At 71.0% G+C, this 26080-nt stretch carries 19 protein-coding genes and 1 riboswitch; of the genes, 11 read left to right on the top strand and 8 right to left on the bottom strand.

From position 1 onward, the window contains the following. Positions 1-16 precede the first annotated feature (16 nt). Positions 17-1234 (bottom strand): FAD-dependent oxidoreductase, encoded by a 1218-nt coding sequence (locus AB0K21_RS36680; RefSeq protein ID WP_343966044.1) that lies wholly within the window; start codon positions 1232-1234, stop codon positions 17-19. Between the two features lie 108 nt (positions 1235-1342). Between AB0K21_RS36680 and AB0K21_RS36675 the strand changes: the two genes are divergently transcribed. Further along, complete coding sequence (locus AB0K21_RS36675; RefSeq protein ID WP_364156538.1) at positions 1343-1879, top strand: GNAT family N-acetyltransferase; 537 nt, start codon at positions 1343-1345, stop codon at positions 1877-1879. Here AB0K21_RS36675 and AB0K21_RS36670 read toward each other — a convergent pair. Beyond that, entirely contained in the window at positions 1861-2598 is a 738-nt protein-coding gene (locus AB0K21_RS36670) for a GntR family transcriptional regulator (RefSeq protein WP_343966114.1), read from the bottom strand. The two genes, AB0K21_RS36675 and AB0K21_RS36670, sit on opposite strands and share 19 nt — an antisense overlap. A 291-nt stretch (positions 2599-2889) precedes the next feature. Between AB0K21_RS36670 and AB0K21_RS36665 the strand changes: the two genes are divergently transcribed. The 7 genes from AB0K21_RS36665 to AB0K21_RS36635 all read left to right on the top strand — a co-directional run bounded on the left by AB0K21_RS36665 (position 2890) and on the right by AB0K21_RS36635 (position 11689). Next, the gene (locus AB0K21_RS36665; RefSeq protein ID WP_364156535.1) at positions 2890-4011 is read left to right on the top strand and encodes an ABC transporter substrate-binding protein; all 1122 of its coding nucleotides are present in this window, start codon (positions 2890-2892) and stop codon (positions 4009-4011) included. A gap of 28 nt (positions 4012-4039) precedes the next feature. Then, positions 4040-5584 (top strand): sugar ABC transporter ATP-binding protein, encoded by a 1545-nt coding sequence (locus AB0K21_RS36660; protein ID WP_364156532.1) that lies wholly within the window; start codon positions 4040-4042, stop codon positions 5582-5584. After that, positions 5577-6539: an ABC transporter permease gene (locus AB0K21_RS36655; protein WP_343966052.1), complete on the top strand. Its 963-nt coding sequence runs from the start codon at positions 5577-5579 to the stop codon at positions 6537-6539. The genes AB0K21_RS36660 and AB0K21_RS36655 overlap by 8 nt, the downstream gene beginning before the upstream one ends. Further along, complete coding sequence (locus AB0K21_RS36650) at positions 6536-7549, top strand: ABC transporter permease (protein WP_343966054.1); 1014 nt, start codon at positions 6536-6538, stop codon at positions 7547-7549. The genes AB0K21_RS36655 and AB0K21_RS36650 overlap by 4 nt, the downstream gene beginning before the upstream one ends. Next, positions 7542-8429 carry a 3-hydroxy-5-phosphonooxypentane-2,4-dione thiolase gene (gene lsrF, locus AB0K21_RS36645; RefSeq protein WP_343966056.1) on the top strand — a complete coding sequence of 296 codons (888 nt, stop codon included), beginning with the start codon at positions 7542-7544 and terminating at the stop codon, positions 8427-8429. Before AB0K21_RS36650 ends, lsrF begins: the two co-directional genes overlap by 8 nt. Positions 8430-8498: 69 nt before the next feature. Next, complete coding sequence (locus AB0K21_RS36640; RefSeq protein WP_364156527.1) at positions 8499-10157, top strand: glycerol-3-phosphate dehydrogenase/oxidase; 1659 nt, start codon at positions 8499-8501, stop codon at positions 10155-10157. Next, positions 10154-11689: an FGGY family carbohydrate kinase gene (locus tag AB0K21_RS36635; RefSeq protein ID WP_364156524.1), complete on the top strand. Its 1536-nt coding sequence runs from the start codon at positions 10154-10156 to the stop codon at positions 11687-11689. Before AB0K21_RS36640 ends, AB0K21_RS36635 begins: the two co-directional genes overlap by 4 nt. A 195-nt stretch (positions 11690-11884) precedes the next feature. Here AB0K21_RS36635 and AB0K21_RS36630 read toward each other — a convergent pair whose 3' ends face one another. From AB0K21_RS36630 to AB0K21_RS36605, 6 genes are all read right to left on the bottom strand, one after another. Next, positions 11885-12892 (bottom strand): LacI family DNA-binding transcriptional regulator, encoded by a 1008-nt coding sequence (locus tag AB0K21_RS36630; RefSeq protein ID WP_030908950.1) that lies wholly within the window; start codon positions 12890-12892, stop codon positions 11885-11887. 34 nt (positions 12893-12926) lie between these two features. Then, on the bottom strand, positions 12927-14351 hold the full coding sequence (locus tag AB0K21_RS36625) for a GH1 family beta-glucosidase (RefSeq protein WP_343966063.1): 1425 nt from the start codon (positions 14349-14351) through the stop codon (positions 12927-12929). Beyond that, positions 14348-15247: a carbohydrate ABC transporter permease gene (locus AB0K21_RS36620; protein WP_364156520.1), complete on the bottom strand. Its 900-nt coding sequence runs from the start codon at positions 15245-15247 to the stop codon at positions 14348-14350. Before AB0K21_RS36620 ends, AB0K21_RS36625 begins: the two co-directional genes overlap by 4 nt. Further along, positions 15244-16221, bottom strand: a complete 978-nt coding sequence (locus tag AB0K21_RS36615; protein WP_343966067.1) for a sugar ABC transporter permease — start codon at positions 16219-16221, stop codon at positions 15244-15246. Before AB0K21_RS36615 ends, AB0K21_RS36620 begins: the two co-directional genes overlap by 4 nt. 82 nt (positions 16222-16303) lie before the next feature. Further along, complete coding sequence (locus AB0K21_RS36610) at positions 16304-17656, bottom strand: extracellular solute-binding protein (protein WP_343966069.1); 1353 nt, start codon at positions 17654-17656, stop codon at positions 16304-16306. Positions 17657-18119: 463 nt separating this feature from the next. Further along, positions 18120-18833, bottom strand: a complete 714-nt coding sequence (locus tag AB0K21_RS36605; RefSeq protein ID WP_343966071.1) for a CHAP domain-containing protein — start codon at positions 18831-18833, stop codon at positions 18120-18122. 17 nt (positions 18834-18850) lie between these two features. Then, positions 18851-18989: riboswitch (cyclic di-AMP (ydaO/yuaA leader) on the bottom strand. A gap of 670 nt (positions 18990-19659) precedes the next feature. On the opposite strand from AB0K21_RS36605, the gene AB0K21_RS36600 reads away from it, so the two are divergent. The 3 genes from AB0K21_RS36600 to AB0K21_RS36590 all read left to right on the top strand — a co-directional run bounded on the left by AB0K21_RS36600 (position 19660) and on the right by AB0K21_RS36590 (position 26066). Then, positions 19660-20700: a hypothetical protein gene (locus AB0K21_RS36600; protein ID WP_343966073.1), complete on the top strand. Its 1041-nt coding sequence runs from the start codon at positions 19660-19662 to the stop codon at positions 20698-20700. Between the two features lie 137 nt (positions 20701-20837). Next, complete coding sequence (locus AB0K21_RS36595) at positions 20838-22025, top strand: DUF6716 putative glycosyltransferase (protein ID WP_343966075.1); 1188 nt, start codon at positions 20838-20840, stop codon at positions 22023-22025. A gap of 597 nt (positions 22026-22622) precedes the next feature. Beyond that, on the top strand, positions 22623-26066 hold the full coding sequence (locus AB0K21_RS36590) for an amino acid adenylation domain-containing protein (protein ID WP_364156513.1): 3444 nt from the start codon (positions 22623-22625) through the stop codon (positions 26064-26066). Positions 26067-26080 lie beyond the last annotated feature (14 nt).

The following is a 26080-nucleotide window of genomic DNA, read 5'->3' as shown; positions in this document are numbered from 1 at the left end:
CATGGTGAGAAGGTCTTTATGCCTGGTGAGACCCGGCGGGATCGGCGACGTGCTCGGGCAGGACGCCCAGGCCGATGAAGCGTCTGGCCAGCGGGCCCAGCACCGGAAGACGGGAGACGTCGCGCGGTAGCCGCACCGGGCGGGTGCGCTCGGTCAGTGCCGGCCGGATCAGCCTGTTCTGGACGACACGCTGGGCGAACTGGGTGATCACGGTGGGCGGGGTGCGCCGCCGCTGGACCCTCGCGAGCAGCGACTCGGGGATCTCGGCCCCGGCGGCGAGCGGTCCGGCCAGCAGGTTCGCGGCGGCGACCGCGTCCTGCACGGCCAGGTTGATGCCGACGCCGAAGACCGGCGACATGGCGTGCGCGGCGTCGCCGATGACCAGCAGTCCCGGCCGGTGCCAGCGGCGCAGCCGGTTGAGCGCGACCGACAGCACACTGACGTCCTCGAAGCCGGACAGCAGTCCGACCCGGTCCGCCAGGAAGGGCAGGAGCCTGGCGACCTGCTCGCGCAGCGTCGCCATCCCCGCCGAGCGCAGTGCCTCGAAGCCGTTCTTGGGGATCACGTAGGCGAGCTGCCAGTAGGTCTCGCGGTTGATCGACACCATCAGGTGACCCGCCGACATTCGCAGGAACGTCGCCTCGGAGTCGGTGGGCTCGCGCGGCAGCCGGAACCAGACCACGTCCATCGGGGCACCGTGCTCCACGGGGACCAGCCCGGCGGCCTCACGCACGTCGGAGCGGCGGCCGTCGGCGGCCACGGTGAGCGTCGCGCGCAGCTCGTGCTCGCCGGAGGCGTCCCGGTAGCGCACCCCGCGCACCGTGTCGCCTTCGCGGATCACTCCGTGCACCTCGGACTCCATGAGGAGGTGGAAGTTCGGATACCTGGCGGCGGCACCGGTCAGCAGGTCGAGGAACTCCCACTGTGGCACGAAGGCGATGTACTGATATTTGCCTTTAAGTCCTGACAGGTCAGCGATCGGCACCGTGGTGTCGTCGGTCTGGATCTCCAGCCCGTACGCCTTGCGGTGGGGGAGCCGGTGGAATTCCTCGGCCAGGCCGAGCTCGTCGAGGATCTGCAGGGTGGACGGATGGATGGTGTCGCCCCTGAAGTCGCGCAGGAAGTCGCCGTGCTTCTCCAGGAGCGTCACCTCGACGCCGGCCCTGGCCAGCAGTAGCGCGAGCATCGCCCCGGCGGGACCGCCACCGGCGATCACACATGTGTTCCGAGCCATAATTCATCACCCCATGAAATTCTGGCACGGGATGCCGCCGAAGAGAACAGCGGGCGTGGTCTTTTCCTCGTGGGCACGCGGCCGGTCCGGCTGGGCCAAAGTTGGCATATGACCATTTATCAGACCGAACGCCTCGTCGTTCGCGAGTGGACCCACGACCGGGCCGACCTCGACCGGATCACCGACATCTACACCCGTGACGAGGTCACCCGCTGGCTGCCGCCCCGAGACTTCGAGGCGACGGCGACGGTGGATCGCTGGCACGCCCTGAACCGGCGGGACCACGGGTTCGGGGTCTGGGCCGTCGAGGTCCGGCGGAGCGGGGTCGCGGTCGGAACCGTTCTGTTCCAGCCGATCGTCGGCGGGGACGGTGAGATCGAGGTGGGCTGGCACCTCCACCCCGACTCGTGGGGGAACGGCTACGCGACCGAGGCCGCCAGGGGTGCGGTGGAACGCGGCTTCGCCTCCGGAATCAAGGAGGTGCACGCCCTCGTCATGCCGGGCAACGACGCCTCCATGGCCGTCTGCCGCAGGCTCGGCATGACCACGGTCGGCCGGACCGGCCGCTTCTACGGCGTCGAACTGGAGATGTTCCGCCTCGGCGCGCCGGCCGGGATCTCCTCCGGTCAGCGAATGCCGACGTAGAAACGTGTCTGGTCGCTGCGGTGCAGCGCGTAGTAGGCCTCGAACCGTGTGCCGTCGGGCATCCAGGCGACCGACTCGATACCGAGCAGCGGCGTCGAGATGGAGACCTCGAGTAGCGCGGCGTCCTCGCGGTTGGGAAAGGCGGCCTCGATCCACCGGTCGGCGGCGGCGGGCTCGATCCCGTAGCGCCGCCGCAGCAGGTCGTACAGTGACTGGTTCTCCAGCACGGCGCGCTCCAGGCCGGGCACCAGACGGGCGGGCAGAGCGGTGTCGACGAGCAGCCAGGGCTGCCCGTCGACGCGCCGGAGCCTGCGCAGCCTGACGACCTGTTCCCCGGGCGGGATCCGCAGCAGGGCGGCCTCCCGCTCGTCGGCCTCGCCGAGCGACTGGCGGATGGTCCGGGTCGTCACGCGGCGGCCGGACTCCCGCAGGTCGTCGGCGGAGCCGGACATCGACCCGATGAAGTTCAGTTCGGTCTTGCGCGGTGAGACGAAGGCGCCCCGTCCCTTGATCTTATAGATCAGGCCCTGCTGCACGAGCTCGCGCAGGGCCTCCCTGACGACGGTTCGGGAGACCCCGAACATGTCGGTGAGCTCGGCCTCCGACGGCAGCGGCCGGTCCGCGGCGAACTCGCCGCTCTCGATGGTCGCCCGCAGTGCGCGCATCAGCTGCATCCACAGCGGCTCCGTTCCGTCGCGGTCGAGGCGCGGATACGTCATCGTCACGGAAACCTCCTCGGGGGGCGTCCAGGAAAGCATTTCATATGGGCAGACCTGTCATGACAGGGTGGTGATCCTGTCGTGACAGGAATCCGGCGGCGCCGCACAGATTCCCGTCTATCTACCTACTGAGCAGGAACGAAAGAGGCCCTTGACATCCACGTAACGTGGATTTAGCGTACCTGTCACTACAGGTCTGTAATGACTACGCCGCTACGCCCCCTATTGAGCGATGAGTTCACGGCCTCGACTCGCACCGCCTCGGCGGACCTGCCTTCTCTGGAGACCATGATGCGTATCCGTCCCACATCCCGGCACTGGCGTGCGGCCTCGGCGGCGTCACTGACCGCCCTCGCGGTCCTGGCGGCCGGTTGCGGCGCCGACGACTCCGGCACCTCCGGAACCTCCGACACCGCCGCCGCGCAGACCGCCGGCGAGAAGCCCTTCATCGCTCTGAGCAACGGCTTCATCGGCAACGGCTGGCGCCAGACGATGATCGCCAAGTTCGAGGAGGCGGCGGGCAAGGCCCAGGCCGACGGCCTGATCAGCAAGTACAAGGTCGTCAACGCGCCGGGAGAGAACTCCGCGACCGAGCAGGTAGCCCAGATCAAGAGCCTCCTGCTGCAGAAGCCGGACGCCCTGCTCATCGACCCGGCCTCGCCCACCGCGCTCAAGCCGGTCATCCAGCAGGCGTGCTCCGCGGGCGTCACCGTCGTGGTCTTCGACTCCGCCATCGATTCCGAGTGCGCCTACGTGCTGCAGAACAGCTTCGTCGACTGGGCCACCTACGCGGCCAAGCCGCTGCTCGAGGGCATCGGGGGCAAGGGCAACGTCATCGTCAGCCGGGGTGTCGTCGGCTCGCAGCCCGAGGCCGAGATGCTGGAGACCACCAAGAAGATCCTCGGCGAGTACCCCGGCGTGAAGACCGTCGCGACGGTGAACGGGATGTGTGACGGCGCCACCGCGCAGAAGGCCGTGCTGGGTGTGCTGTCGAGCGTGCCGAAGGTCGACGGCGTCGTTGGCTGCGGCGACGGCTACGGCGTCGCCCAGGCCTTCACCACGGCGGGCAAGCCGGTTCCCGCGGTGACGTTCGAGACCAACGGCCGCGCGCTGAACTACTGGAAGGACAACAAGATCGACAACGGTTCGGTGGCGGTCATGTCCGACCCGGGCCAGTCGGTCGCCGCGCTGTGGCAGGCGCTCGACCTGCTGGAGAAGCGGGACATCCCCAAGCAGATGACCTTCCCGATCGTCCTGGTCGAGCAGAAGGACCGTGACACCTGGGCGAGCATCCTCAAGCCCGACGAGTACGCCGCCTGGCCCTGGACGCGCGAGCTCTTCCGCGAGCAGGTCAAGGCCGTGCAGACCGGCGGAGCGCCGGTGCAGCCGCCGATCCCGACGGCCGCCGGATAGGCGGGGAAGGCACAGGGGAGGCTGCCTCATGCACGTCGACAACTTCGCCGCGAAGCCGCACGCGGCCTCGCGGAAGGAAGGCGGGAGACCGTCCGGGCAGCGGCCCGTCGTGATCGCGAGGGGCGTGACCAAGACGTACGGGCGCACCCGGGCTCTCACCGGTGTCGACCTTGAGGTCCGGGCCGGCGAGGTGCTCGGCCTCGTCGGCCACAACGGAGCCGGCAAGAGCACGCTGATGCGGGTCCTCGCCGGGCTGGAGGCCTGCGACGAGGGCACGGTCACGGTGTGCGGGCGCGACGCCTCCTCGGGCGAGGCCGGGCCGCGGGCCGGGGACTTCCGCGGCGTGCGGATGGCCTACCAGGAGACGTCGCTCTGCCCCGATCTCACGATCGCGGAGAACATCTGGGTCTCCTCACGGCACTGCCTTCCCCGGATGGGCTGGCGGCGGGCGGCCGGTAACGGCGCCCGGCGCAGGCTCGACGAGATGTTCCCCGGCCACGGGGTGACACCGGGCGACCGGGTCGAGGACCTGTCACTGGCCCAGCGCCAGATGGTCGAGATCGTCCGGGCCAGCCTGGTCGACCGGCTCGACCTGCTGATCCTCGACGAGCCCACCGAGTCCCTCGGCCCGGACGCCGCGCGCTCGCTGTACGACTACGTCCGAACCCTCACCGCGGACGGTGTCGCCGTGCTGCTCATCTCGCACCGCATCCGGGAGATCCTCTCGGTGGCCGACCGCGTCGCCGTGCTGCGCGACGGGGCGGTCATCGCCGAACGGCCCGCGAGCGGACTCGGCGAGCACGACGTACTGGCCCTGATGGGGGCCGAGGTCGCCGCCAAGACCGAAAACGAGCGGGTCACGGCCGAGGGCGCCGCCGGGGACCGGCCGGTGCTGGCCGAGATGCGCGGCACCACCGCTCCCGGACTGCGCGACGTCTCCCTGCAGGTCGGCGTGGGCGAGGTGGTGGGCCTGGCCGGGCTGGCCGGTCAGGGCCAGCAGGAGGTGCTCGAACGCCTGTGGCGCCCGGTACGGCGCGACACGAAAGTGCGCGGCACCCGGGCCTACGTGCCGGGTGACCGGCAGCGCTCGGGGGTCCTGCCGCTGTGGAGCGTGGCGGAGAACCTCGTGGTGAGCGCGATGCGCGGTATCGCGCGCCGTGGCCTGCGCCGCCCCGCCGAGGAGCGCGCGGTCGTGCGCGACTGGGTCGAGCGCCTCGCGATCCGGGGCGGCCCGGACGCGGCGATGACCGACCTCAGCGGCGGCAACCAGCAGAAGGTGATCGTCGCGCGGGCCTTCGCCTCGGCGGCCGACCTCGTCCTGCTCGACGACCCCTTCAGGGGGGTCGACGTGCACACCAAGACCGATCTCTACGGCCTCATCCGCCAGGAGGCGGCCCAGGGCCGGAGCGTTGTCTGGTACTCGAGCGAGAACGCGGAGATGGCCCACTGCGACCGGGTCTACGTCTTCCGGGCCGGCCGGGTGGTCGCGGAACTGACCGGGGCGGAGATCTCCGAGGAACGGATCATCGCCGTCTCGTTCGCCGAGTCCGATGGAGCGCAGAACCATGAGTGAGACCCTCGTGCCGGCCCTGCTGCCGAGCCGGGCGCGGATGCGCCGGACGGCCCCGGCCGTGGTCAGCGCCGTCGCCATGATCGCGATGATCGCCGTCTGCGCGTCGCTGCAGCCGGACGTGCTGAGCGTGTCCGGGCTGTCGCTGGTCCTCTCGGCGACCGTGCCGCTGGTCATCGCGGCCCAGGCCCAGATGACGCTGATGGCGGTCGGTGACATCGACCTCGGCATCGGCAACTTCGTCGGCCTGATCACTGTGATCACGGCGACCAAGCTGGTGACCGACCCGCTCGTCGGGGGCTTGATCCTGCTCGGGCTCGTCGCCTCCTACGCGGTGCTCGGCGTTCTCATCCACCTGCGCAAGGTGCCGTCGCTGATCGCCACCCTCGGCGCGTCGTTCGTCTGGCTGGGGCTGGGCATGTTCGTCCTGCCGACACCCGGCGGAACGACCCCGGAGTGGCTGGCGGCCTTCGGCATGTGGCAGCCCGCCGGGTTCCCGGCGCCGCTGCTGCCGATCCTCCTCGTCGCCGCGCTGGTCTACCTGCTCAGCGCGCGCAGCACCCTCGGGGTCCGGATGCGCGCCCTGGGCAGCAACCCGGTGGCCCTGGAGCGGGCGGGCCTGCGCCCGCTGGCGTCGCGGGCCATCGCCTACACCGCCGCGGGCGCGCTCGGCGTGCTGTCCGGTCTCGTGCTGGCCTCCCAGACCGGGGGCGGCGACGTGTCGTCGGCCTCCAGTTACACCCTCATGACGGTGGCGGCGGTGATCCTCGGCGGCGGCTCCTTCTACGGCGGCAGCGCGGTGCCGTGGGGAGTGGTGATCGGCGGCGTGACCCTAGGCCTGGTCAGCGTGGTCCTCAGCCTGCTCGATGTGCCGACCAACATGCAGTCGGCGGTTCAAGGCGTGATCGTCCTGGCCGTGCTCGCCGGACGTGTCCTGGTCGGAAAGGTGCTGCGATGAACATCCGCGCGCTCGTCGCGCGTCCGTGGATCTGGGGGTTCGCCGCCGCGGCGCTCGTCTGGCTGATGATCTTGGCCATCTCCGGGCAGGGGGGCGGCCAGACGGTCTCCCTGGCTCTGTCCCTGGCGCCCTACCTGGTCATCGTGGGACTCGGGCAGATGCTCGTCGTCACCGCCGGCCCCGGCAACATCGACGTCTCCGTGGCGCCGATCATCTCCCTCGCCGGATTCGTCTCGGTGCTGGCGGCCTTCTCCACCGGCTCGGCGACGGTGGGCGTCCTGGCGGGTGTCGGTGCGGGCCTCGTCATCGCGGCGATCAGCACGGTGGCGATCCTCGGCCTGTCCGTTCCGCCGATCATCGCCACGCTGGCCGCCGGGCTCATCGCCTCCTCGGGCACGCTGTCGCTGGCGAACGGTTTCAGCGCGGTGCCCGACCCGGGGCTGCGGAGCCTGCTCAACCTGCGACCGGCGGGCATCCCCGTCCTCGCCGTGGCCATCGTGGTCGTGACCGTCCTGGTCATCGCGCTGCTGCGCGGCACGACCTACGGCCGTTCGCTGATCGCGGTGGGACAGAACCGCCGGGCGGCCGAGCGCGCCGGAATCCCCGTCGCGCGGATCATCGCGGTGACCTACCTGGCCAGCGGTGCCCTGGCCGGCCTGACCGGAGCCCTGCTGGCCGCCTACATCGCACCATCCGCGGACCTCGGCACGCGCTACCTGCTCGACTCGGTGGCCGTCGTCGTGATCGGCGGAACGCTCATCTCGGGCGGACGGGCCGTGCCCGTCGGCGTCTGGGGAGCCGCACTCTTCTTCATCCTGCTGGACGGCCTGGTCAACCTCGTCGGCTGGAGCAGCGCGGCGCAGAACATCCTCAAGGGCGGTCTGGTGCTGCTGGTCCTCTTCCTCGCCGGTGGCGGTGACCGTGTCGCCGGCGCACCCTCCCGTTTCCGACGACGGCCGCGACCCGCGGCCGTCACCACCACAACCACTGGAGAGAACACCCATGGCTGACACCGACGGTCTGCTCGACGCCCGCGACTTCGGCGGCGCCGCCTCCGGGACCGGCGGCTTCCACGTCAAGGGCGCACAGGCCCAGGACTGGGGCCTGCAGAACCGGCTCGCGCGCATCTTCAAGGCCGACACCGGCCGGACCGTGATGCTCGCGTTCGACCACGGCTACTTCCTCGGCCCGATGGCCGGCCTTGAGCGCATCGACGTCAACATCGCCCCGCTGGTGCCCGACGCCGACGCGATCATGCTGACCCGGGGCGTGCTGCGCACCAGCATCCCGCCGGCCACCGACGCCGGCATCGTGCTGCGCGCCAGCGGCGGCCCGAGCGTGCTGCGCGACCTCTCCGACGAGCACATCGCCCTGGACATGGAGGACGCGGTACGGCTCAACGCCGCGGCCGTGGCCATCCAGGTCTTCGTCGGCAGCGAGAACGAGTCGCGGTCGATCGCCAACCTCGCCGCGCTGGTGGACGCCGGCCAGCGGCACGGTGTCGCCGTGCTCGGCGTCACCGCCGTCGGCAAGGACATGGTCCGCGACGCCCGCTACTTCCGGCTGGCCACCCGGATCAGCGCGGAGATGGGCGCGCACATCGTCAAGACGTACTACGTCGAGGAGGGCTTCGAGACCGTCACCGCGAGCTGCCCGGTGCCGATCATCGTCGCGGGTGGCAAGAAGCTGCCCGAGCTCGACGCCCTGACGATGGCCTACCGGTCGATCCAGGAGGGTGCCGCCGGTGTCGACATGGGCCGCAACATCTTCCAGAGCGAGAACCCGGCCGGCATGCTCGCGGCGATCCGCGCCGTCGTGCACGACGAGGTGAAGCCCGAAGAGGCCTACCAGCTCTTCAAGGACCACTCGGCCGCCGGCACCGCGTCCTGACCCTCTCTGGGGCTCGGGCCCCGGCGTGAGACCGCCGGGGCCCGGTCCCGTCATCTCCCGGGAGCTCCCATGTCGCAACAACCAGCCGGATCTGACGACGTCGTAGACCTCGCCGTCATCGGAGCCGGTATCAACGGGCTCGCCATAGCCCGTGACGCCGCCACCCGTGGCCTGCGTGTCGTCGTCGTCGACCGCGCCGACGTGGGCTCGGGAACGTCAAGCACGTCCAGCCGGCTGATTCACGGCGGGCTGAAGTACCTCGAACGCTACGACTTCAACCTCGTGCGGGAGTCGATCCGCGAGCGGCACCTGCTGTTCCGCAACGCCCCGCACCTCGTTCGCGACTACCCCATGCTGATCCCCTCCTACGCGGGTGACAGCAGGCCCGGCCCGCTGATCCGGCTCGGGCTGGCCGCGTTCGACGTCCTGTCGGCGGGGCGCAGGAAAGGCCGCAGCCGCAGCGTGCCCCTCCGCACGGTGGCCCGCAGGTGGCCCACGCTGTCGAGGCGTGGCCTGCGCGGGGCCTCGCTGTTCCGCGACGCGCAGGTGCCGTGGGCCGAGCGGCTCTGCGTCGAGTTGCTCCTCGACGCCCGACGGCTCGGCGCGCGGGTGCTCACCCACACCACGGTCACCGGGCTGGTCGTGGAGAACGACCGGGTCGTCGGGATACGGGCCGAGGACAACACCTCCGGCGCGCGAACCGAGATCCGGGCCGCGATCACGGTGAACGCGGCCGGTCCGTGGATCGACAGGATCCTCGACGGGCAGGTGGCCAGCCGACGCCTCAACGGCGGTACCAAGGGCAGTCACATCATCGTCGACGCCTTCCCCGGCGCACCCGACACCTGCATCTTCTTCGAGGCGGCCGCCGACCATCGGCCGATCTTCGTCCTCCCCTGGGAGGGCCGCTACATGCTGGGCAGCACGGACCTGACCTACGAGGACGATCTCGACGAGGTCGTCACCAGCGACGAGGAGATCGACTACCTGCTCGCCGAGACCAACCGGATCTTCCCGAGCGCCGGCCTCACCCCCGGCGACGTGCTCTACAGCGTGGCCGGCGTCCGGCCCCTGCCGTACACCGCCGGGGTCTCCGACAACGCCAAGATCAGTCGTGGGCACACGGTGCACAGCCACGCCCCGGCCCACCCGGGGCTGTTCACGGTCATCGGCGGCAAGCTGACCACCCACCGCGCCCTCGCCGAGGACGTCACCGACGCGGTGCTGCGCGTGCTCGGCCGCACGCGCCGGCGCTGCCTCACCCGCTCCCGGGCCTTCCCCGGAGCCGACACCGCCGACTGGCCGACCTTCAGCGCGGACTTCATGCGCTCCTCGCCGCTCACCCCGGCGCAGTCGCGCCGGCTGCTCGACGTCTACGGCGTACGGGCCCGCAGGGTGCTCGAACTCGCTGAGACGGACGACACACTCGCCGAGGTCGTCGACGAGGAGACCGGCGCGCTCGCCGCCGAGGTGGTCCTGGCGGTGCGCGAGGAGGGCGCCGTGACGCTGGGGGACATCCTGCTACGACGTACCCTGATTGGACTCGGTCCCGACATGGGCCTGAAGGCGGCCGCGGCCTGCGCCGACATCGCGGTACGCCACCTCGGCTGGGACGAGGGGCGGGCCCGCGCCGAGGTCGCCGGCTACGAGGCCGAACTGCGGCGCTTCAGGCCCAGGGTCCTGGACACGCCGGTCAGGACGGGAAGCAGCGACAGGAGGACCTCGTGACAGCCCCGGGCACGTGCTACATCGGCGTCGACATCGGCCTGACGGCCTCGAAGGTCGCGGCCTTCGACACCGAGGGGCGGGAGCTCGGCGTCGTGCACGCCCGCACCCCCCGCACCAGCGTGACCGCGCACCGCCACGACGTCGACATGCTCGGGCTGGCCGACACGGTCATCTCGCTGCTCGGCGAGCTCACCGGGAAGCTGGCCGCCGACGGATACATCCCGGCGGGCATCGGAGTGGCGGCCCACGGTAACGGACTGTATCCGGTCGACGCCGCGCTGAGGCCGGTCGGGCCGGCCATCGCGTCGTCGGACAGCCGGGCCCAGCGGATCGTGGACGCGATCCCGGAGCGGGAGGCCAAACGGCTGGCCAGGGAGACCGGCTCCATCCCGTGGGCCGCGCAGCCCGCCGTGCTGCTGCGCTGGCTGCACGACGTCGAGCCGGAGAGCTACCGGGCCACCCGGTGGGCACTGTCCTGCAAGGACTGGGTCACCGCGCAGCTCACCGGCGTGCCGAGCGCCGACTACAGCGACGCCAGCGCCTTCGGCATGGTGGCCCTCGACACCCGCGCCTACACCCCGACGGCGCTGGAGCTGGTGGGGCTGCCGGCGAGCGACCTCGACCGGTTCCCCTCGCTGCGCCAGTCCAGTGACGTGGTCGCCGGGCTGAGCGCGGCGGCCGCGGCGCGCACCGGACTCCCCGAGGGACTGCCGGTGATCGCCGGTTGCATGGACTGCGTGGCGGCGACGCTCGGCGCCGGGGGACGCGGCCTCGGGGACGTGACGATCATCGTCGGGACATGGGCCATCAACGGGGCCGTGGTGCCCGCCCGCACCCCGGCCCCCGAGGTCACCTTGAGCGCGCTGATGCCCGACCCGGCCACGATGCTGGCCATGGAGGTCGCGCCGACCTCGGCCGCCAACCTCGAATGGCTGGCGTGCGCGTCGGCGCCGCACGACCAGGTCGGCGGCCTGCTCGCGGTGGACCTTCTCAGGGAGGCGGCCATGGTGCCGCCGGGCGCGGAGGGCCTGCTGTTCCTGCCCTTCGTCAACGGAGCCCCCGAACACCCCGCGGCGTCGGGGACGTTCCTCGGCATCTCCGGCGTGCACCGCCGCGGGCATCTCACCCGCGCGGTCATCGAGGGGGTCGCCCAGTACCACCGGGTCCAGCTCGACCGGGTCCTGGCCAGCGGAGCCGACATCGGGGACCGGCCGTGGCGGCTGGCCGGTGGCGGTGCCCGATCCGAGGTCTGGGCGCAGATCTTCGCCGATGTGCTGGGGCGGCCGGTCCGCCGTCAGCTCACCAGCGAGCTGGGAGCACGCGGCGTCGCGTCGCTGCTGCCCGCCGCGCTCGGCCACGATCTCCAGCCGTGGTCGGTCAGTGACGAGGACGACCTGTGCGTGCTGCCGGGCCCCCGGCGGGAGGCGTACCTGCGGCACTCGCAGGTCTTCGACCGGACGCTGGCCGGCATGTCGTCCGCCTGGTCGGAGGTCGATCGGTACCGTACCGCCGGTCCCGCCGACGCCGAGTAAGGCCGGCCGGTCACGGCCGCCGCGGGGAACCCGCCCGGGGACACGGGCACCGGGCCGTGACCGGGTCAGGGTGAGGCGCGGAGCCGCCGGGACGCGGGCGGGGCGGTGGAATCCCACGGCCCCGCCCGCGTCGTCGTGCTACCGGCCGAGGCCCGACTCCGACTCCGTCCCGCCCGGCTCGCCGAAGGGGCCGCCTCAGGCGGAGGACCGCTCGACCAGGTGGGTGTCGAGTATCACCACCGGCTGCTCCAGGTGCTCGCCGTTGATGCGGGAGACGAGGAGGTGGGCCATCTGCCGGCCCATCGACTCGGTGGGCTGGTGCACGCTGGTCAGGGCGGGGGAGGAGTGCGCCCCGGCGGGCGAGTCGTCGAAGCCGATCACCGCGACGTCGCCGGGAATGCTCTTGCCCTCCTCGCGCAACACCCGCATCGCGCCCAGCGCCATCGGGTCCGAGGCGGTGAAGACGGCGTCCAGGTCGGGGTTCTCGGCGAGCAGCTTGCGCATTTCGGCCATGCCGCTCTCCTCACTGAAGTCGCCGTACGCCACGATCTCGCTCAGGCCGGTCGCGAGCAGCGCGTCGCGGTAGCCCGCGAGCCGGTCCACGCCCACGCCCATGTCCTGCGTTCCCGCGATGGTGGCGATCCGGCGGCGACCCCTGCCCAGCAGGTACTTGACCGCCTGTCTGGCTCCGGCCCGGTTGTCCACGTCGACGTAGCTGTAGGGGGTGAGGCCGACAGGGCGGCCTCCGATGACCGTCGGCACGCCCATCGCCTCCAGCCTTCCCGGCAGCGGGTCGGCGCCGTGCAGGGAGATCAGCAGCACCCCGTCGACGTGCTGTCCGGTCAGATAGTGCTCCAGCCGCTCGTGCTCCTGCTTCGACTGGGCCATCGCGAGGATCAGTTGCAGCCCGGTCTCGGACAGTGCGGAACCGATGCCGCGGATGGTTCCCGCGAAGTACGGCTCGTCGAAGACCCGCAGCTCGGACTCCGAGACGACCAGCGCCACGGTGTCCGTACGCCGGGTGACCAGCGCGCGCGCAGCCCGGTTGGGCACGTAGCCCAGTTCCTGGATCGCCTGCAGCACGGCGTCACGGGCCTTCTCGCTCACCTTCGGTGAACCGTTGATGACCCGTGACACCGTTCCTCGGCCGACTCCGGCCAGGGCCGCGACCGCCTCAAGCGTCGGACGACGGTCGCCGTTCATGTGTTTCAGCCCCCCGTGGTGAATTCGCCGGCCTCTATTCTGTCGGACCGTTCAGGCCTCCGCGCCTGATGGTCCCGGCATACCAGAGAGCGCTCTCTTTGGGAACTCTAGTTTGCGTCTCATAGTCGACATGCACCAGTCCGAACCGCTTTCCGTACCCCCACGCCCACTCGAAGTTGTCCATCAGGGACCAGGCGAAGTAGCCCTCCAGCGGGATCCCCGCCTCGATCGCGGCGTGGCAGGTGCGCAGGTGGGCGTCGATGTAGTCCACCCGGTCGCGGTCGTGGACGACGCCGTCGGGTCCGACGATGTCGTCGAAGGCCGCGCCGTTCTCCGAGATGACCAGTGGGACACGCGGGTACTCGGCGGCCAGCCGCTGCAGGATCTCCAGCAGCCCCGAGTCGTCGATCTCCCAGCCCATGGCCGTCACGGGACGTCCGCCCTCGACGAACGAGACGTGCTCGCTGCCGACCCAGGGGGACCCGGTGTCGGTGGGCGCCGCCGCGGCCGACGCCGCGCCGCCGGGGGTACCGGAGACGGTGAAGCGGCTGTAGTAGTTGATCAGCAGCTTGTCCAGCGGCGTCGAGATGATCTCCATGTCCCCGTCCTGGACGAGCCCGGCCGGTCGGCCGAGGTCCTCCAGCACGTCGGCCGGGTACTCGCCCTTGAGCAGGGCGTCCAGGAAGAAGCGGTTCTGCAGCCCGTCGATGCGGCGGGCGGCGTCCTGGTCGGCCTCGGAGGCGGTCTGCGGCGTGATCGCGTACAGGTTGACGCAGCCGCCGATGACGGTCTCCGGGCGCTGGGCCCGCATGGCCTGCGCGGCCAGGCCGTGCGCGAGCAGCAGGTGGTGGGCGGCGTACACCGCCTTGTCGGGCTCGCGCCGCCCGGGGGCGTGCTCACCCGAGGCGTACCCGAGGAACGCCGAGCACCAGGGCTCGTTGACGGTGCTCCAGTTGCGGACCCGGTCGCCCAGCGCGTCGTGCACGGCCGCCGCGTAGTCGGCGAAGCGCTTCGACGTCTCCCGTGACGGCCAGCCGCCCGCGTCTTCCAGGGGCTGGGGCAGGTCCCAGTGATAGAGCGTCACCCACGGGTCGACGCCCCGGGAGAGGAGCTCGTCGACCAGGCGGCTGTAGAAGTCGACGCCCCTGAGGTTGACGGGGCCGTGCCCCTCGGGCTGGATCCGGGGCCAGGAGATGGAGAACCGGTACGCGCCGAGGCCGAGTTCGGCCATCAGCCGCACGTCGTCCCGGTAGCGGTTGTAGTGGTCGATGGCGACGTCGGCGTGCTCGCCGTTCACCACCCGGCCCGGCTGCTTGACAAAGGTGTCCCAGATGGAGATGCCGCGGCCATCCTCCGAGACGGCGCCTTCGATCTGGTAGGCGGAGGTGGCCGCGCCCCAGACGAAACCTGTCGGGAACACCAGATCCGAGGTCTGAATCTGCGTCTCTTGCGTGGTCACGCTTTAACCGCACCTTCCATGAGTCCGCCGACGATCTGACGGCCGAACGCGATGAAAACGATGAACAGGGGGAGGACCGATGCCGCGGTGCCGGTGAACAGCATCACGTAGTCGGTGCCGTGGGCCTGGTTGAGCGCCGCGATCGACGTCTGGACTACCGGGTTGTCCGGGTTCAGCACGATCAACGGCCACATGAACTCGTTCCAGGTCTGCATGAAGACCAGCAGTGCCAGCACGGCCATTCCCGGTCGTAGCGCCGGCAGGATGACGTTCGCGTAGATGCGCATGGTGGAGGCGCCGTCGACGCGGGCCGCCTCGACCAGTTCGTCCGGCACCGCCTGGGTGGCGTACTGGGTCATCATGAAGACCCCGAAGCCGTTGACCAGGAAGGGCAGGATCACCGCCTTCAGCTGGCCGGTCCAGCCGAGCGTGACCATGAGCTCGTACAGCGGCACGACGCCCATCTGCTGGAGCGGGACCATCATCGTCACCAGGATCAGGCCCAGCAGGATCTTGGCGCCCCGGAAGCGCAGCTTGGCGAAGGCGAAGCCGGCCAGGGTGGAGATGAGCACCACGGAGAGGGTCACGGTGACCGAGACGATGGCCGAGTTCACCAGGCCGGTCATGAAGTAGGCGTCCTCGGTGGCCAGGAGCCGCGAGACGTTCTCGCCGAGGTGGCCGCCGGGGAGCAGCGGCGGCGGTACGTCGATGGCCTCCTCGTTGGTCCGGGTGGCCATGATGAACATGTAGTAGATGGGGAACGCCGACAGCACGAGCGCGAAGGCCAGGACGACCTTCGTCAGCGGGCCGGCGTCCCAGATGCGGTTGCGCGCGGCCGGCTGGCCGGAAGACCGTCGTGAATGCGCCGGGGGCCGCCTGGACTGGATGGCCGTCACTTGGAACCCCCGATACGGCGGGTGAAGGAGTAGTTGATGAGCGTCCCGACCAGGATCAGTGCGAACAGCATCCACGCGGCGGCCGAGGCGTAGCCGAAGTCGAAGTCGCGGAACGCCTCCTTGACGATGAACATGGCCACGGTCTGGTACTGGCCGGTGGCGCCGCCGCTCATCGTCGGGTTGCCGTCGAACATGACCGGCTCGGTGAACAGCGTCAGGCCGCCGATGGTGGAGATGAACACGATGAAGATGAGCGTCGGGCGCAGCATCGGGATGGTGATCTGCCAGAACTGCCGCCTGGCCGTGGCGCCGTCGATGGAGGCGGCCTCGTAGAGATCCTTGGGGATGGTCTGCATGGCGGCCAGCAGGATGATCGCGTTGTAGCCGGTCCAGCGCCAGTCGATCATGGTGGAGATCGCGATCCACGCGGACCACTTCTCGTTCTGCCAGTTGATCGCGTCGGTTCCGAAGAGGCCCAGGAACCAGTTGATCATGCCGTAGTCACGCCCGTACAGCTGGGTGAAGACGACGGCGACGGCGACGACGGAGGTGATCAGCGGCAGCAGCACGCCGAGGCGGAAGAAGAGCCGTCCCCGGATGCGCTTGTTGAGCGCGTTGGCCAGCACGAGGGCGAGGACGAGCTGCGGGATCGTCGACATGACGAACATGCCGAGAGTGTTGATCACCGCGTTCCAGAAGGCCTCGTCGGTGATCAGCTCGATGTAGTTCTCGAGGCCGACGAAGGACTTGTCCCCGGCGAGCTCCCAGTCGTGCAGCGAGACCCAGAGGGTGTAGCCGAGCGGGAAGACGCCGAAGATCGCGAAGAGGAGGAAGTACGGGGAGACGAGGAAGTAGGGGGTCGCCCGGAGGTCGAACCGGGCCCATCCACCGCCTCGCTGCGGTCCGCGCGCCCCCGCCGACCGGCGGGGGCCGGGCTGTGGAGGGGCGGCCGGGGAGTCGACGTGCAGTGTCATCAACGGAGCCTTTCAGCGGGGGCAGGCGACCGGCCCGGCGGCGGGATCACCGCCGCCGGGCCGGTGCGGGTCGGTACGGGGATCAGCCCGCTGCCTTGACGCCGGCCTCGACGAACTTGGTCCAGGCCTGGTCATAGGGGACCGAACCCTGGTCCATGCCCTCGAGGACCTTCTCCACCGCGGTCTTGACCTGGGCGTGCTTCTCGCCGAGGAAGACGGGAAGCAGGTCCTTGACCGACGCGCCGAAGATCTGGCCGGTCGGCGCGTCGTTGAAGAACGGGTTCTTCAGGTCGGCGACCGCCGGGTCCTGCTGCGCCGGGATGGAGCTCGGGAAGGCCGCCGCCTCCTGGAAGGCCATGACGTGGCCCTCCTTGCCGGTGAGGTAGTTCAGGACCTCGGCGGCCTCCTTGGGGTGCTTGCTCTGCTTGGGAACCGCGAGGTAGGAACCGCCCCAGTTGCCCGCACCGCCGGGCACGGACGCGACGTCCCACTTGCCCTTGTTGTCGTCACCGGCCGCACCGGAGACCACACCGAGCATCCAGGCCGGGCAGCCCATGGTCGCGAAGCCGCCCTTCTTGATCGCGGCGTTCCACGGCGGGGTGAAGGAGGCGAGCTTGGCGGTCAGGCCCGCCTCGCTGAAGTCCTTCACCGTGTCGAAGGAGGTCTTGATGGCGGGGTTGCTCTCAAGGACGAGCTGGTTGCTCTTGTCGAAGTAGGCGATGTTGCCGTTCTTCGGCGCCTCCTGCGACAGGATCACGTTGTAGAGCGTGTTCGGGCCGTCGAGGAACTTGGGGTCGCTCTTGCCGGGGTTGGCGGCCTTGAACTTCTCGCCGATCGCCTTGAAGGCGTTCCAGTCCGGCCAGAGCTTGCCGACCTCGTCGCGCTCGGTGGGCAGGCCCGCCTTCTCGAACAGGTCCTTGCGGTAGCACATGGTCATGCCGCCGATGTCGGTGCCGAGAGCGAAGAGCTTGTTGTCGGCGTTGATGCCGTTGTCCCACTTGGCCGCGGGGAAGTCGGCCTTGCGGCTCTCCAGCCCGTACTCGGCCAGGTCGGTGAAGAACTGCGGGCGGGCCTTCATGAGGCCCATCGCGCCCTCGTCCAGGGCGATGATGTCGGCCGCGCCGCTGCCGGCCTGCAGGCGCTGGAGCAGTTGCGGGAGGTAGACGTCCTCGAACCGGTCGGTCAGGTTCTGGTACTTGACCTGGATGTTCGGGTGTGCCGCGTTCCAGGTCTCCACGGCCTTGTCGTAGCCGAAGTTCTCGCCGCCGCCGAAGGTGTGCACGGTGATGGTCACCGGCTCGGCCGCGGCGGAGGCACCGCCGTCGCCCGCGGCGGGCTTGGCGGGCTCGCTGGAACTGCACGAGGTGATGGCCAGGGCGGTGGCCGCCATGACCGCTACGGCGGCGAGCTTGCCGTGCCGCTTGTCGTTCAACATTTCCGGACCCCTCTCAGGTGGTCGCCCGAATCATTGGGAGGTGACACCGGGGGCCGGTCCCCGACAAACACGGCCTCGCGGTGCGGTAGTTCCTCAATGTGCTTTGGGAGCGCTCCCACGAAGAGTGGACGATGGGCAACCGGGACGTCAATATGCCGAAACTCAACCGTTACATCTGACTGGTTTGCGGGGGACTAAGAGCTTGAAAAGGTGATATACCTCGCATGAGGGCATTTGGGAGCGCTCCCATCCCACGGACATACAGTCGGGGCATTAGTGCCCGGGTCAGGCGGCAGGGCGCCGGGGGCGGAACGCCGTCAGGGGCGCCGCTCGGTCGAGCGGCGCCCCTGACGGCGTTCGAGCCGTCCGGTGGTCGCCGGACGGCGCGCACCGCCTGGATCGGGCGGGTCCAGGCGGTGCGGAGTGGCCGCGTCACCGGGGGACGGCGCGGGCGAGGGGTGGATCAGTCGGCGTAGACCGGGTAGCCGTAACCCACGACCTGCGAGGTGGGCCGGACGCGCTGCTCGACGTTGCCGTTGCCGGTGTTACCCTCGATCGTGGTGATCGTGCCGTCTCCGTTGTCCTTCTTCACGAAGCCGACGTGGTCGATGCCGTCGAGGTCCTTGCCACCGGCCCAGTCGAAGTAGACGACGGCGCCGGGGGTGGGGGTGGTGCCCCAGTGCTGGTTGTTCTTGAACCACTTGGCGTGGGTGACGGTGTAGGCGTCCCAGCCCATCGTGGGCCGGATGCCGGCCATCTCGCCGACCCAGGAGACGAACATCGCGCACCAGGGGGCGTTGGCGTAGCCCTGGATGCTGCCGCCGTCACGGGCGACGGTCTCCTTGGCGCGCGGGGAGGACATGTACCACGAGTGGAACTTGGTCCCGCCGCCCTGGGAGTTCTCGCGGACGCCGATCTGCTTGGCGGCGAGGTCCAGGACCTGTGCGGCGGAGACCTTGGGCAGCCTCTCGGCCGCGATCTCGAGCGGGGTGCTCGCGGGCCTGTTCTGCGAGACCTCGGAGACCTTCGCGTCGGCGGGCGGCGTGTTCAGGGCGGGACGGCTGTCGGCCAGGGCGGCGGAGCCCACGGAGCCGGTCGCCAGGACGACGCAGGCGCCCAGGAGGGCGCTCGCCACGCGGGGGGCGCTGAGGGTGGGGGTGAGGCGGTGCTTGGTCATACCGGGGTCGACTCCTTGCTTCGCTTCCATACCGCCTACCGGGTTAGCTGACGGGTTCGGGCTGGGAAGTGCCCTACGGCGCGAGAACGCGCTGATTCACCCCAGGAACGTGGTTCCCCGGTTCCGCAGACTTCGCGGATTCGGCGGCCGTGCTCACCGCGGGCGGAGGGGCTCCGCCCAGGTGGAACACGGTCGGGCAATGTGACGGCAATGCTTAGACCTATACAGACCCAGACATTTGCCACGAACAGGACGAACGTACGTCACTCGGACAGACGATTACAAGTAGGACACATTGCCCTGACTTGGTAGTACGTCCAGATCGAGGGGGTAGGACGGGGGGTCGCTTGGCCCGGGGAGGGGGTGGGGTGCGCCCGTCCTCCGGCCGGCCGCCGCGGCCGGGGTCGCGATCTCGCCGCGGGCGGAATCCCCTGTTCCCTCGGCGATCCGGGCGAGTGGTACCCGCTGATGGATCGCCTGACCTGGGATGATATGTCGTGATCCGAGAGGCTCGCCGGCGAGAGCGTTCGACTCCAATTACTTAGAACAAACATTCGATGGTAAAAAGTATGGAGCGAGTGCGTCCCTCTACCCCAAAAGCCCGAACGAGGCTCGGCGACCGCCGGTGGGAGGGCGAGCCCTCGGCTCCCAGCCGGATCGGGAGCCGGCCGTGTCCTCGACGGGCTTCCGATGACGAACTCCCGATCCGGTGATACGCCGGCGCCTTGATGTCCTGAGGTTCGGAAAGGCCGCGCGAGCACGCGTGGGCGGCTGTTCACCCGTGGTTCCCCGGCGCTTAAGGCCACCGGGTTAGCTTGGGTCAGTCGTGAACGGGTCATCACCCGGCGTGGAGGACGGTCGAGACCACGCGCGGGATCAGGGTTCGGCCATCGCCTGGGTGGAATCCCCGCTGCAGATGCTCTGCGCCGTGGAGGCCCACCACGCGGGGCTGCTCGGTGCCCGCAGCCACCTCGTGCCCAGGGCGAGCCTCCGCCCGCTGGCCGCCACCGGGCGCGAGCTCGGGCGTCTCACCCTGCCGCCGGGCCTGGAGCTCACCGCCGCGCGGCCGGACATGCCCAGGCCGCGCCGGGGCGTGACCTGGGTGGTGGGCGACGCATTCTCCGGCAAGGTCCAGTTCCGCTGGCTCACCGGGCGTCCCGGTCGCATCGTGATCGTCGACGACGGGCTGGCCACCATCAGGCTTCTGGAACTGCTCGTCGGCCACGTGGGTACGCCCCTGCTGAGGGCCCGGGGGAAAGCGGGACGGCTCAGAACCGCCCTCGGCGCGGCGGCCGGGCTCAGGTTGCGCGCCGCGGCCCGCTCGGGGCGGCTGTCGATCTTCACGGCGCTGCCCGTTCCGGCGGACCTGGCGAAGGCCGTACGGGCGAGAGGGGCCGAGCTGGTCACCCACGACTTCGCCTGGCTGCGGTCGCAGCCGCTGCGCGTGCCCCGTCCCAAGGAGCTCACGGTCGTCCTCGGCACCTCGCTGGTCCGCAACGGCCTGATCCACCGCGACCACTACCTCGGCTGGCTGGCCGCTCTCGGCTCGGCCGGGCCGGTGGCCTACTTCCCGCACCGCAGGGAGGACCCCCACGATCTCGTCAGGGTCGGGGAGCAGCCCGGCATCACCGTCTACGGCGGCGGGGTCCCCGCCGAGATGACCCTGCGCGGGCTGGCCGCCGGGCAGCGGGTACTGAGCCTGCCGTCCACCGCGGTCACCTCCCTGCGGGTCCTGCTCTCGGCCAGGGGCGTCCCGGTCGAGACGGTGGACGTCCCGGACGAGTGGTGGACGGGGGAGGCGGCCCCCTCGCTCCGCTCCCACCTGTCGATGTTCGCCCATCACGACACGGGAGCCACCGGGGCATGACCTCGTGAACTCGTGACCCCGCGGCCGGAGGCCGGCGGCGTGCCGCCCAGGGACGCGAGCCGTGCCGGGTCCGCCCATGTGAAATCGGATATGAAGCGGGGGATTCCCGTTGGAGGTTCTCGTTGAAGGTCCTGGCCGTGGCCGACTCTGACTCCTACCTGAAGTGGGCGGCCTGCCTGCTGCGGGACCTGCCCTCGGGATGCACGAGGGAGCTGGCGGTCATCCGCACCCCCATCACCCCGTCCCCGGGGCAGATCAGTGCCGCGGTCGCGGGCTCGGCGGCGGATCCGCCCGTGCTCTCGGCCCGCGCGCTGCGCCGGGCCGCCGAGCGGTTCGGGCCCGACGTGGTGCTCGCCGCCTGCACGGGGCCCGTGGTGGACGTGCTGGTCGGCGAGGTGCTGGCCGGGTTGCGGCCGCGGCCGGTGTTCGTCTCGGGCCTGCCGGGCATCTCCGTCCCCGCCACCGAGAAGGCCTGGCTGTTCCGCAGCGGATGCGAGCTGTTCGTGCTGCACAGCGGGCGGGAGGTCGAGGAGTTCTCGGCGATGGGCCGCGAGCTGGGCGGGGGCGGCCAGGTGGGGCTGGCCCGGCTGCCGTTTCTGCGAGGTCAGGAGGAGGTCGCCCGCATCGGGCCGCGGGACCGGGTGGTGTTCGCCACCCAGGCCAAGGTGCCCAGGCGGAGGCAGGAGCGCGAGAGCGTCCTGCTCGCCCTGGCCGAGCTGGCCGGGCGGCGGCCGGATCTGGACGTCGTCGTCAAGCTCCGTGCCCTGGACGGCGAGCGGCAGACCCACAACGAGCGTCACCACTACCAGCGCCTGTGGCAGTCGCTCGTGGCGGAGGGCAGGGTGCGCGCCGGGACCGTGCGTTTCGCGGCGGGGCCCATGCACGAGCACCTGGCCCACGCGGCCGGGTTCGTCACCGTCAGCTCGACCGCCGCGCTGGAGGCGATCGCCCAGCAGGTGCCCCTGCTGGTGCTGTCGGACTTCGGGGTGGGCGCCGAGATGATCAACCTGGTCTTCGAGGGCAGCGGCCTGCTCGGCACCCTCGACGATCTTTCCGCGGGGCGCTTCCTGGAGCCGGACGCCGCCTGGTGCAGGGACAACTACTTCCATCCCGGTGACGAGAGCGACTGGGTCTCACGGATGGTCTCCCTGGTCGGGCAGGCACGCTCGGGGCGCCTCGTCCCTGCCAGGTCCCTGCTCGACGGCCCCGAGTACGCCGCCGCCCGCCGTCGCGCCCGGATGCGCGTGGAGGTCCCGCCGAACGTGCTGCGCGCCGGCTACCGCGCCAAGCGCCGGATGCGCCGCTACCTGAGGGCGCTGGGCTAGCCGTACGGCCCGGAGAGGTCAGGTGCGCGGCCGGCGGGTGGTCGGCCGTTGAGGGCGGTGTGGCCGCGGTGATGACCGTGGTCGTGTGGCCGCCGCGGAAGTGCTCGGTGGTGTTCGGTCTCCGAGGCCGGGTCGCCGGGTCGCCGGAGCGGCGGTGGCCGTCGGAGGCGAGGGCGGTGGCGTGCTGCCCGGCGGCCCGGTAGTGGCCGCGCGGCGGGTACGGCCCGCGAGACGGCGGTTCGCGGGCCTCGCCGTGCCGGCGGGGGCAGGGTTTCCGGCGGGAATTCGCGCCGCCCGATTGTGCGGCACGGGTCCGCAAGATTAAGTTAGGTCAGGCTAACCAAACTTTATTTAGGTTAGCCTACCCGAATAATAATCTGCCCTGTGGTCGCCCGGAGGTCTCCAGATGTCCCAGCGTCCTTCCCCCTCCCCCCGGTGGGCCGGCGGAGGTTCCTTCGGGGGAAGCGGCCGTCGGCGCGGGCCTTCTCCGCACCGCCTGTGGAGCCACGACCGCCGACGCTGCTTCGGCCTCCTCGCGGAGCGCGACCGTACCCCGGCCCGTCCACGCCATCGAGCAAGCAAAGGACACCTCACTTCATGCTGACGATCGACGATCTCCGGCAGATGGCCACCGAGTTGCTCGGTCCAGGCACCACCCCGCCAGGCGACCACGAGGATCTGATCGCCTTCGGACTGGACTCGATCCGATTCATGCAGATCGCCAACCGCTGCCGGCAAGCCGGCTTGACCGTCGGCTTCGGCGACCTGGCCCGTACCCCCACCCTGGCCGAATGGGCACGCCTGATCGCTCCCTCGCCCGGCTCCGCCTCCGAACCCGAGCCCGAATCCGGACCGGCCCCGGTGCTCGTGGACGCGAGCGATGCGTTCCCGCTGGCCTCGATGCAGCACGCCTACTGGGTCGGCCGGGGCGGATCGGCCGACCTCGGCGCGGTCGCCGCCCATCTCTACACCGAGTTCGACGGCCACGGCGTCGACCCGGCCAGGCTCGGTGCCGCGGTCGCCGCGCTGGCCGACCGGCACCCGATGCTGCGCGCCCGCATCACCGACGACGGCCGGCAGGTGATCGAAGCATGGAGCCGAGGGGAGGAGCTGGAGGTTCTCGACCTGCGCGAGGCCCCTCCGCAGGAAGCCGAACGCCGCCTGGCGGAACTGCGCGACCAGCTCTCCCACCAGCTCCTCGACGTGGCCGCCGGGCGCATGTTCGACATCAGGATCACCCTGCTGCCCGGCGGCGGCACCCGGGTACACGTGGACGTCGACATGCTCGCCGCCGACGCCCGCAGCTACCGGGTGCTGCTGTCCGACCTGGTCGCCCTGTACCGGGACCCCGCCGCGCGGCTTCCCGAGATCGGCTGCACCTTCGCCGGCTACCAGGCGGTCCGCAGCGCCCAGCGCCCGGCCGAGCGCGACGTCACCTGGTGGCGCGAGCGGGTGCCGAACCTGCCCGGTGCGCCGGCCCTGCCCCTGCGCGCCGACTCCGCGGAGCCCGACCGGGTCACCCGGCTGCACCACTGGCTCTCTCCGGCCGAGCGCGACCGGATCACCACCTTGGCGCGCGCCCGTGGCCTCACCCCCGCGGTCGCCGTGGCGACCGTGTTCGCCGAGGTCGTCGGGGCCTGGAGCGGTGAACCGCGGTTCCTGCTCAACGTGCCGCTGTTCGACCGCCGTCCGCTGCACCCGGATGTGGACAACCTGGTCGGTGACTTCACCAGCTCGATCATGCTGGAGGTGGACCTGACCGAGCGGCGCACCTTCGCGCAGCGGGCCGCCCAGGTCCAGGAACGCATGCACGAGGCCGCGGCGCACTCCTCCTACACGGGGCTGGACGTCCTGCGCGACCTGGCCCGCGAGCAGGGCGCGCCGGTGCTGGCCTCCGTGGTGTTCACCAGCGCCCTGGATCTGGGCGAGTTGTTCGGCCCCGAGGTCGAATCCTGCCTGGGCGAGTCGGTGTGGATCGTCTCCCAAGGGCCGCAGGTGCTGCTCGACGCGCAGATCACCGAGTTCCACGGCGGGCTGCTCGCCAACTGGGACGTACGCGCCGGGGCGTTTCCCGACAATCTGCCCGAGGACATGTTCGCCGCCTTCCGCACGCTGCTGGCCAGGATCGGCGACCCCGAAGCCTGGGACGAGCCCGTCGGGCCACTGCTGCCCGCCGCCGCCCTGAAGGTCCGGGCCGAGACCAACGACACCGACGGTCCCCTGCCCACCCTCCCGCTGCACCGGCTCTTCTTCGACCAGGCCGCCCGCACCCCGCAGGCGCCCGCCCTGCTCGGCCCCGGAGGGCCGGTCGGCTACGGCGAGCTGGCGGAACAGGCCCTGCGGGTGGCGGGGGCGCTCCGCGCGCACGGCGTACGCGACGGCGACCCGGTCGCGATCCGCCTGCCCAAGGGCCCCGAACAGGTGGTGGCCGTCCTCGGCGTGCTCGCCGCCGGGGGCCACTACGTGCCGATCGGCGTCGAGCAGCCGCAGGCCAGAGCCGAACGGATCACCGTCCGGGCCGGGGCCGCCGTGGTACTCGGCCAGAGCCTGCCCTACCGGGACGCGGTGAGCTGGCCGGAGCCGCTGGCCGAGCCGGCCGCGACCGCACCCGAGGCGATCGCCTACGTGCTGTTCACCTCGGGATCGACCGGCGAGCCGAAGGGCGTGGAGGTCTCCCACCTGGCCGCCGCCAACACCGTCGCCGATCTCGCCGACAGGTTCGCTCTAGGCCCGGCCGACCGGACGCTCGCGCTGTCGGCGCTCGACTTCGACCTGTCGGTCTTCGACATCTTCGCGCCGCTGTCCACCGGCGGCGCCGTGGTCACCATCGGGGAGGAGGCTCGCCGTGACGCCGCCTCCTGGGTGCGGGAGGTGCGCGCGCACCAGGTGAGCGTGCTCAACTGCGTGCCGAGCCTGCTCGACATGCTGCTGACGGCCGCCGAACGCGACCCGCTCGGCCCGAGCCCGCGTGCGGTCCTGCTCGGCGGCGACCGGGTCGGCGTCGACCTGCCGGCCCGGCTCGCCGCCCAGGTGCCCGGCTGCCGCTTCGCCGGTCTGGGCGGCACCACCGAGACCGCGATCCACTCCACCTTCCAGGAGGTCACCGCAGGCCGCGTCCCCGTCGGCTGGACCAGCGTCCCGTACGGCACGCCGCTGCGGAACGTGCGCTGCCGGGTGGTCGACGCCCAAGGCCGGGACTGCCCCGACTGGGTGCCCGGGGAACTGTGGATCGGCGGCGCGGGCGTGGCGGACGGCTACCGCGGCGACCCCGAGCGCACCGCCGACCGGTTCGTCTCCCTGGGCGGTGTGCGCTGGTATCGCACCGGTGACCGGGCCAGGTACTGGCAGGACGGCACGATCGAGTTCCTCGGCCGCGCCGACCACCAGGTGAAGATCCGTGGTTTCCGGATCGAACTCGGCGAGGTCGAGGCGGCCCTGGGCGCCCACCCCGCCGTGCGCCAGGCCACCGCCCTGGTCCTCAGGACCGGCGCACCGCGGCTGCACGCCGTCGTGGCCGCGGCCGGCGGCCTCACCGAGGAGGAGATCACAGCGCACGCGGCCGAACGGCTGCCCGCGCACATGATCCCGGACCGGGTGGTCGTCGTCGACGCGCTGCCGCTGACCGGCAACGGCAAGGTGGACCGCCGTGCGCTGGCCGCCCTGGTCACCGCCCGGGCGCAGGCCCCCGGGCAGGCCGAGCCGGTCACCGCGCTGGAACGGGTGGTCGCCCTCGTCTGGGCTCGGGCGCTCGGGCTGGAGAAGGTGGGCAGAGACGACGACTACTTCCTGCTCGGCGGCGACTCGGTGCTGGCCACCGTGATCGTCGGCAGACTACGGGACGCGCTGGACACCGACGCGGTCTCGGTTCACGACGTCCTGCGGCACCCGACGGTGGCGCGGCTGGCCGCCCAGGTCCATGACGACCGCACCGCTCAGGTCGCCGAGATCTACCTGGAGATCGAGGCGATGACCGACGACGAGCTCGACGGTGAGTTCGACGGTGAGCCGGGCGTCGGGGAGACGGGGGCGAGCCGTAGCTGATCTGGGACCGGTGG

It is taken from the genome of Streptosporangium sp. NPDC049248 (assembly GCF_040678965.1).
GTDB lineage: Bacteria > Actinomycetota > Actinomycetes > Streptosporangiales > Streptosporangiaceae > Streptosporangium > Streptosporangium fukuiense.
This window is presented reverse-complemented; position numbering and strand designations above follow the sequence as displayed.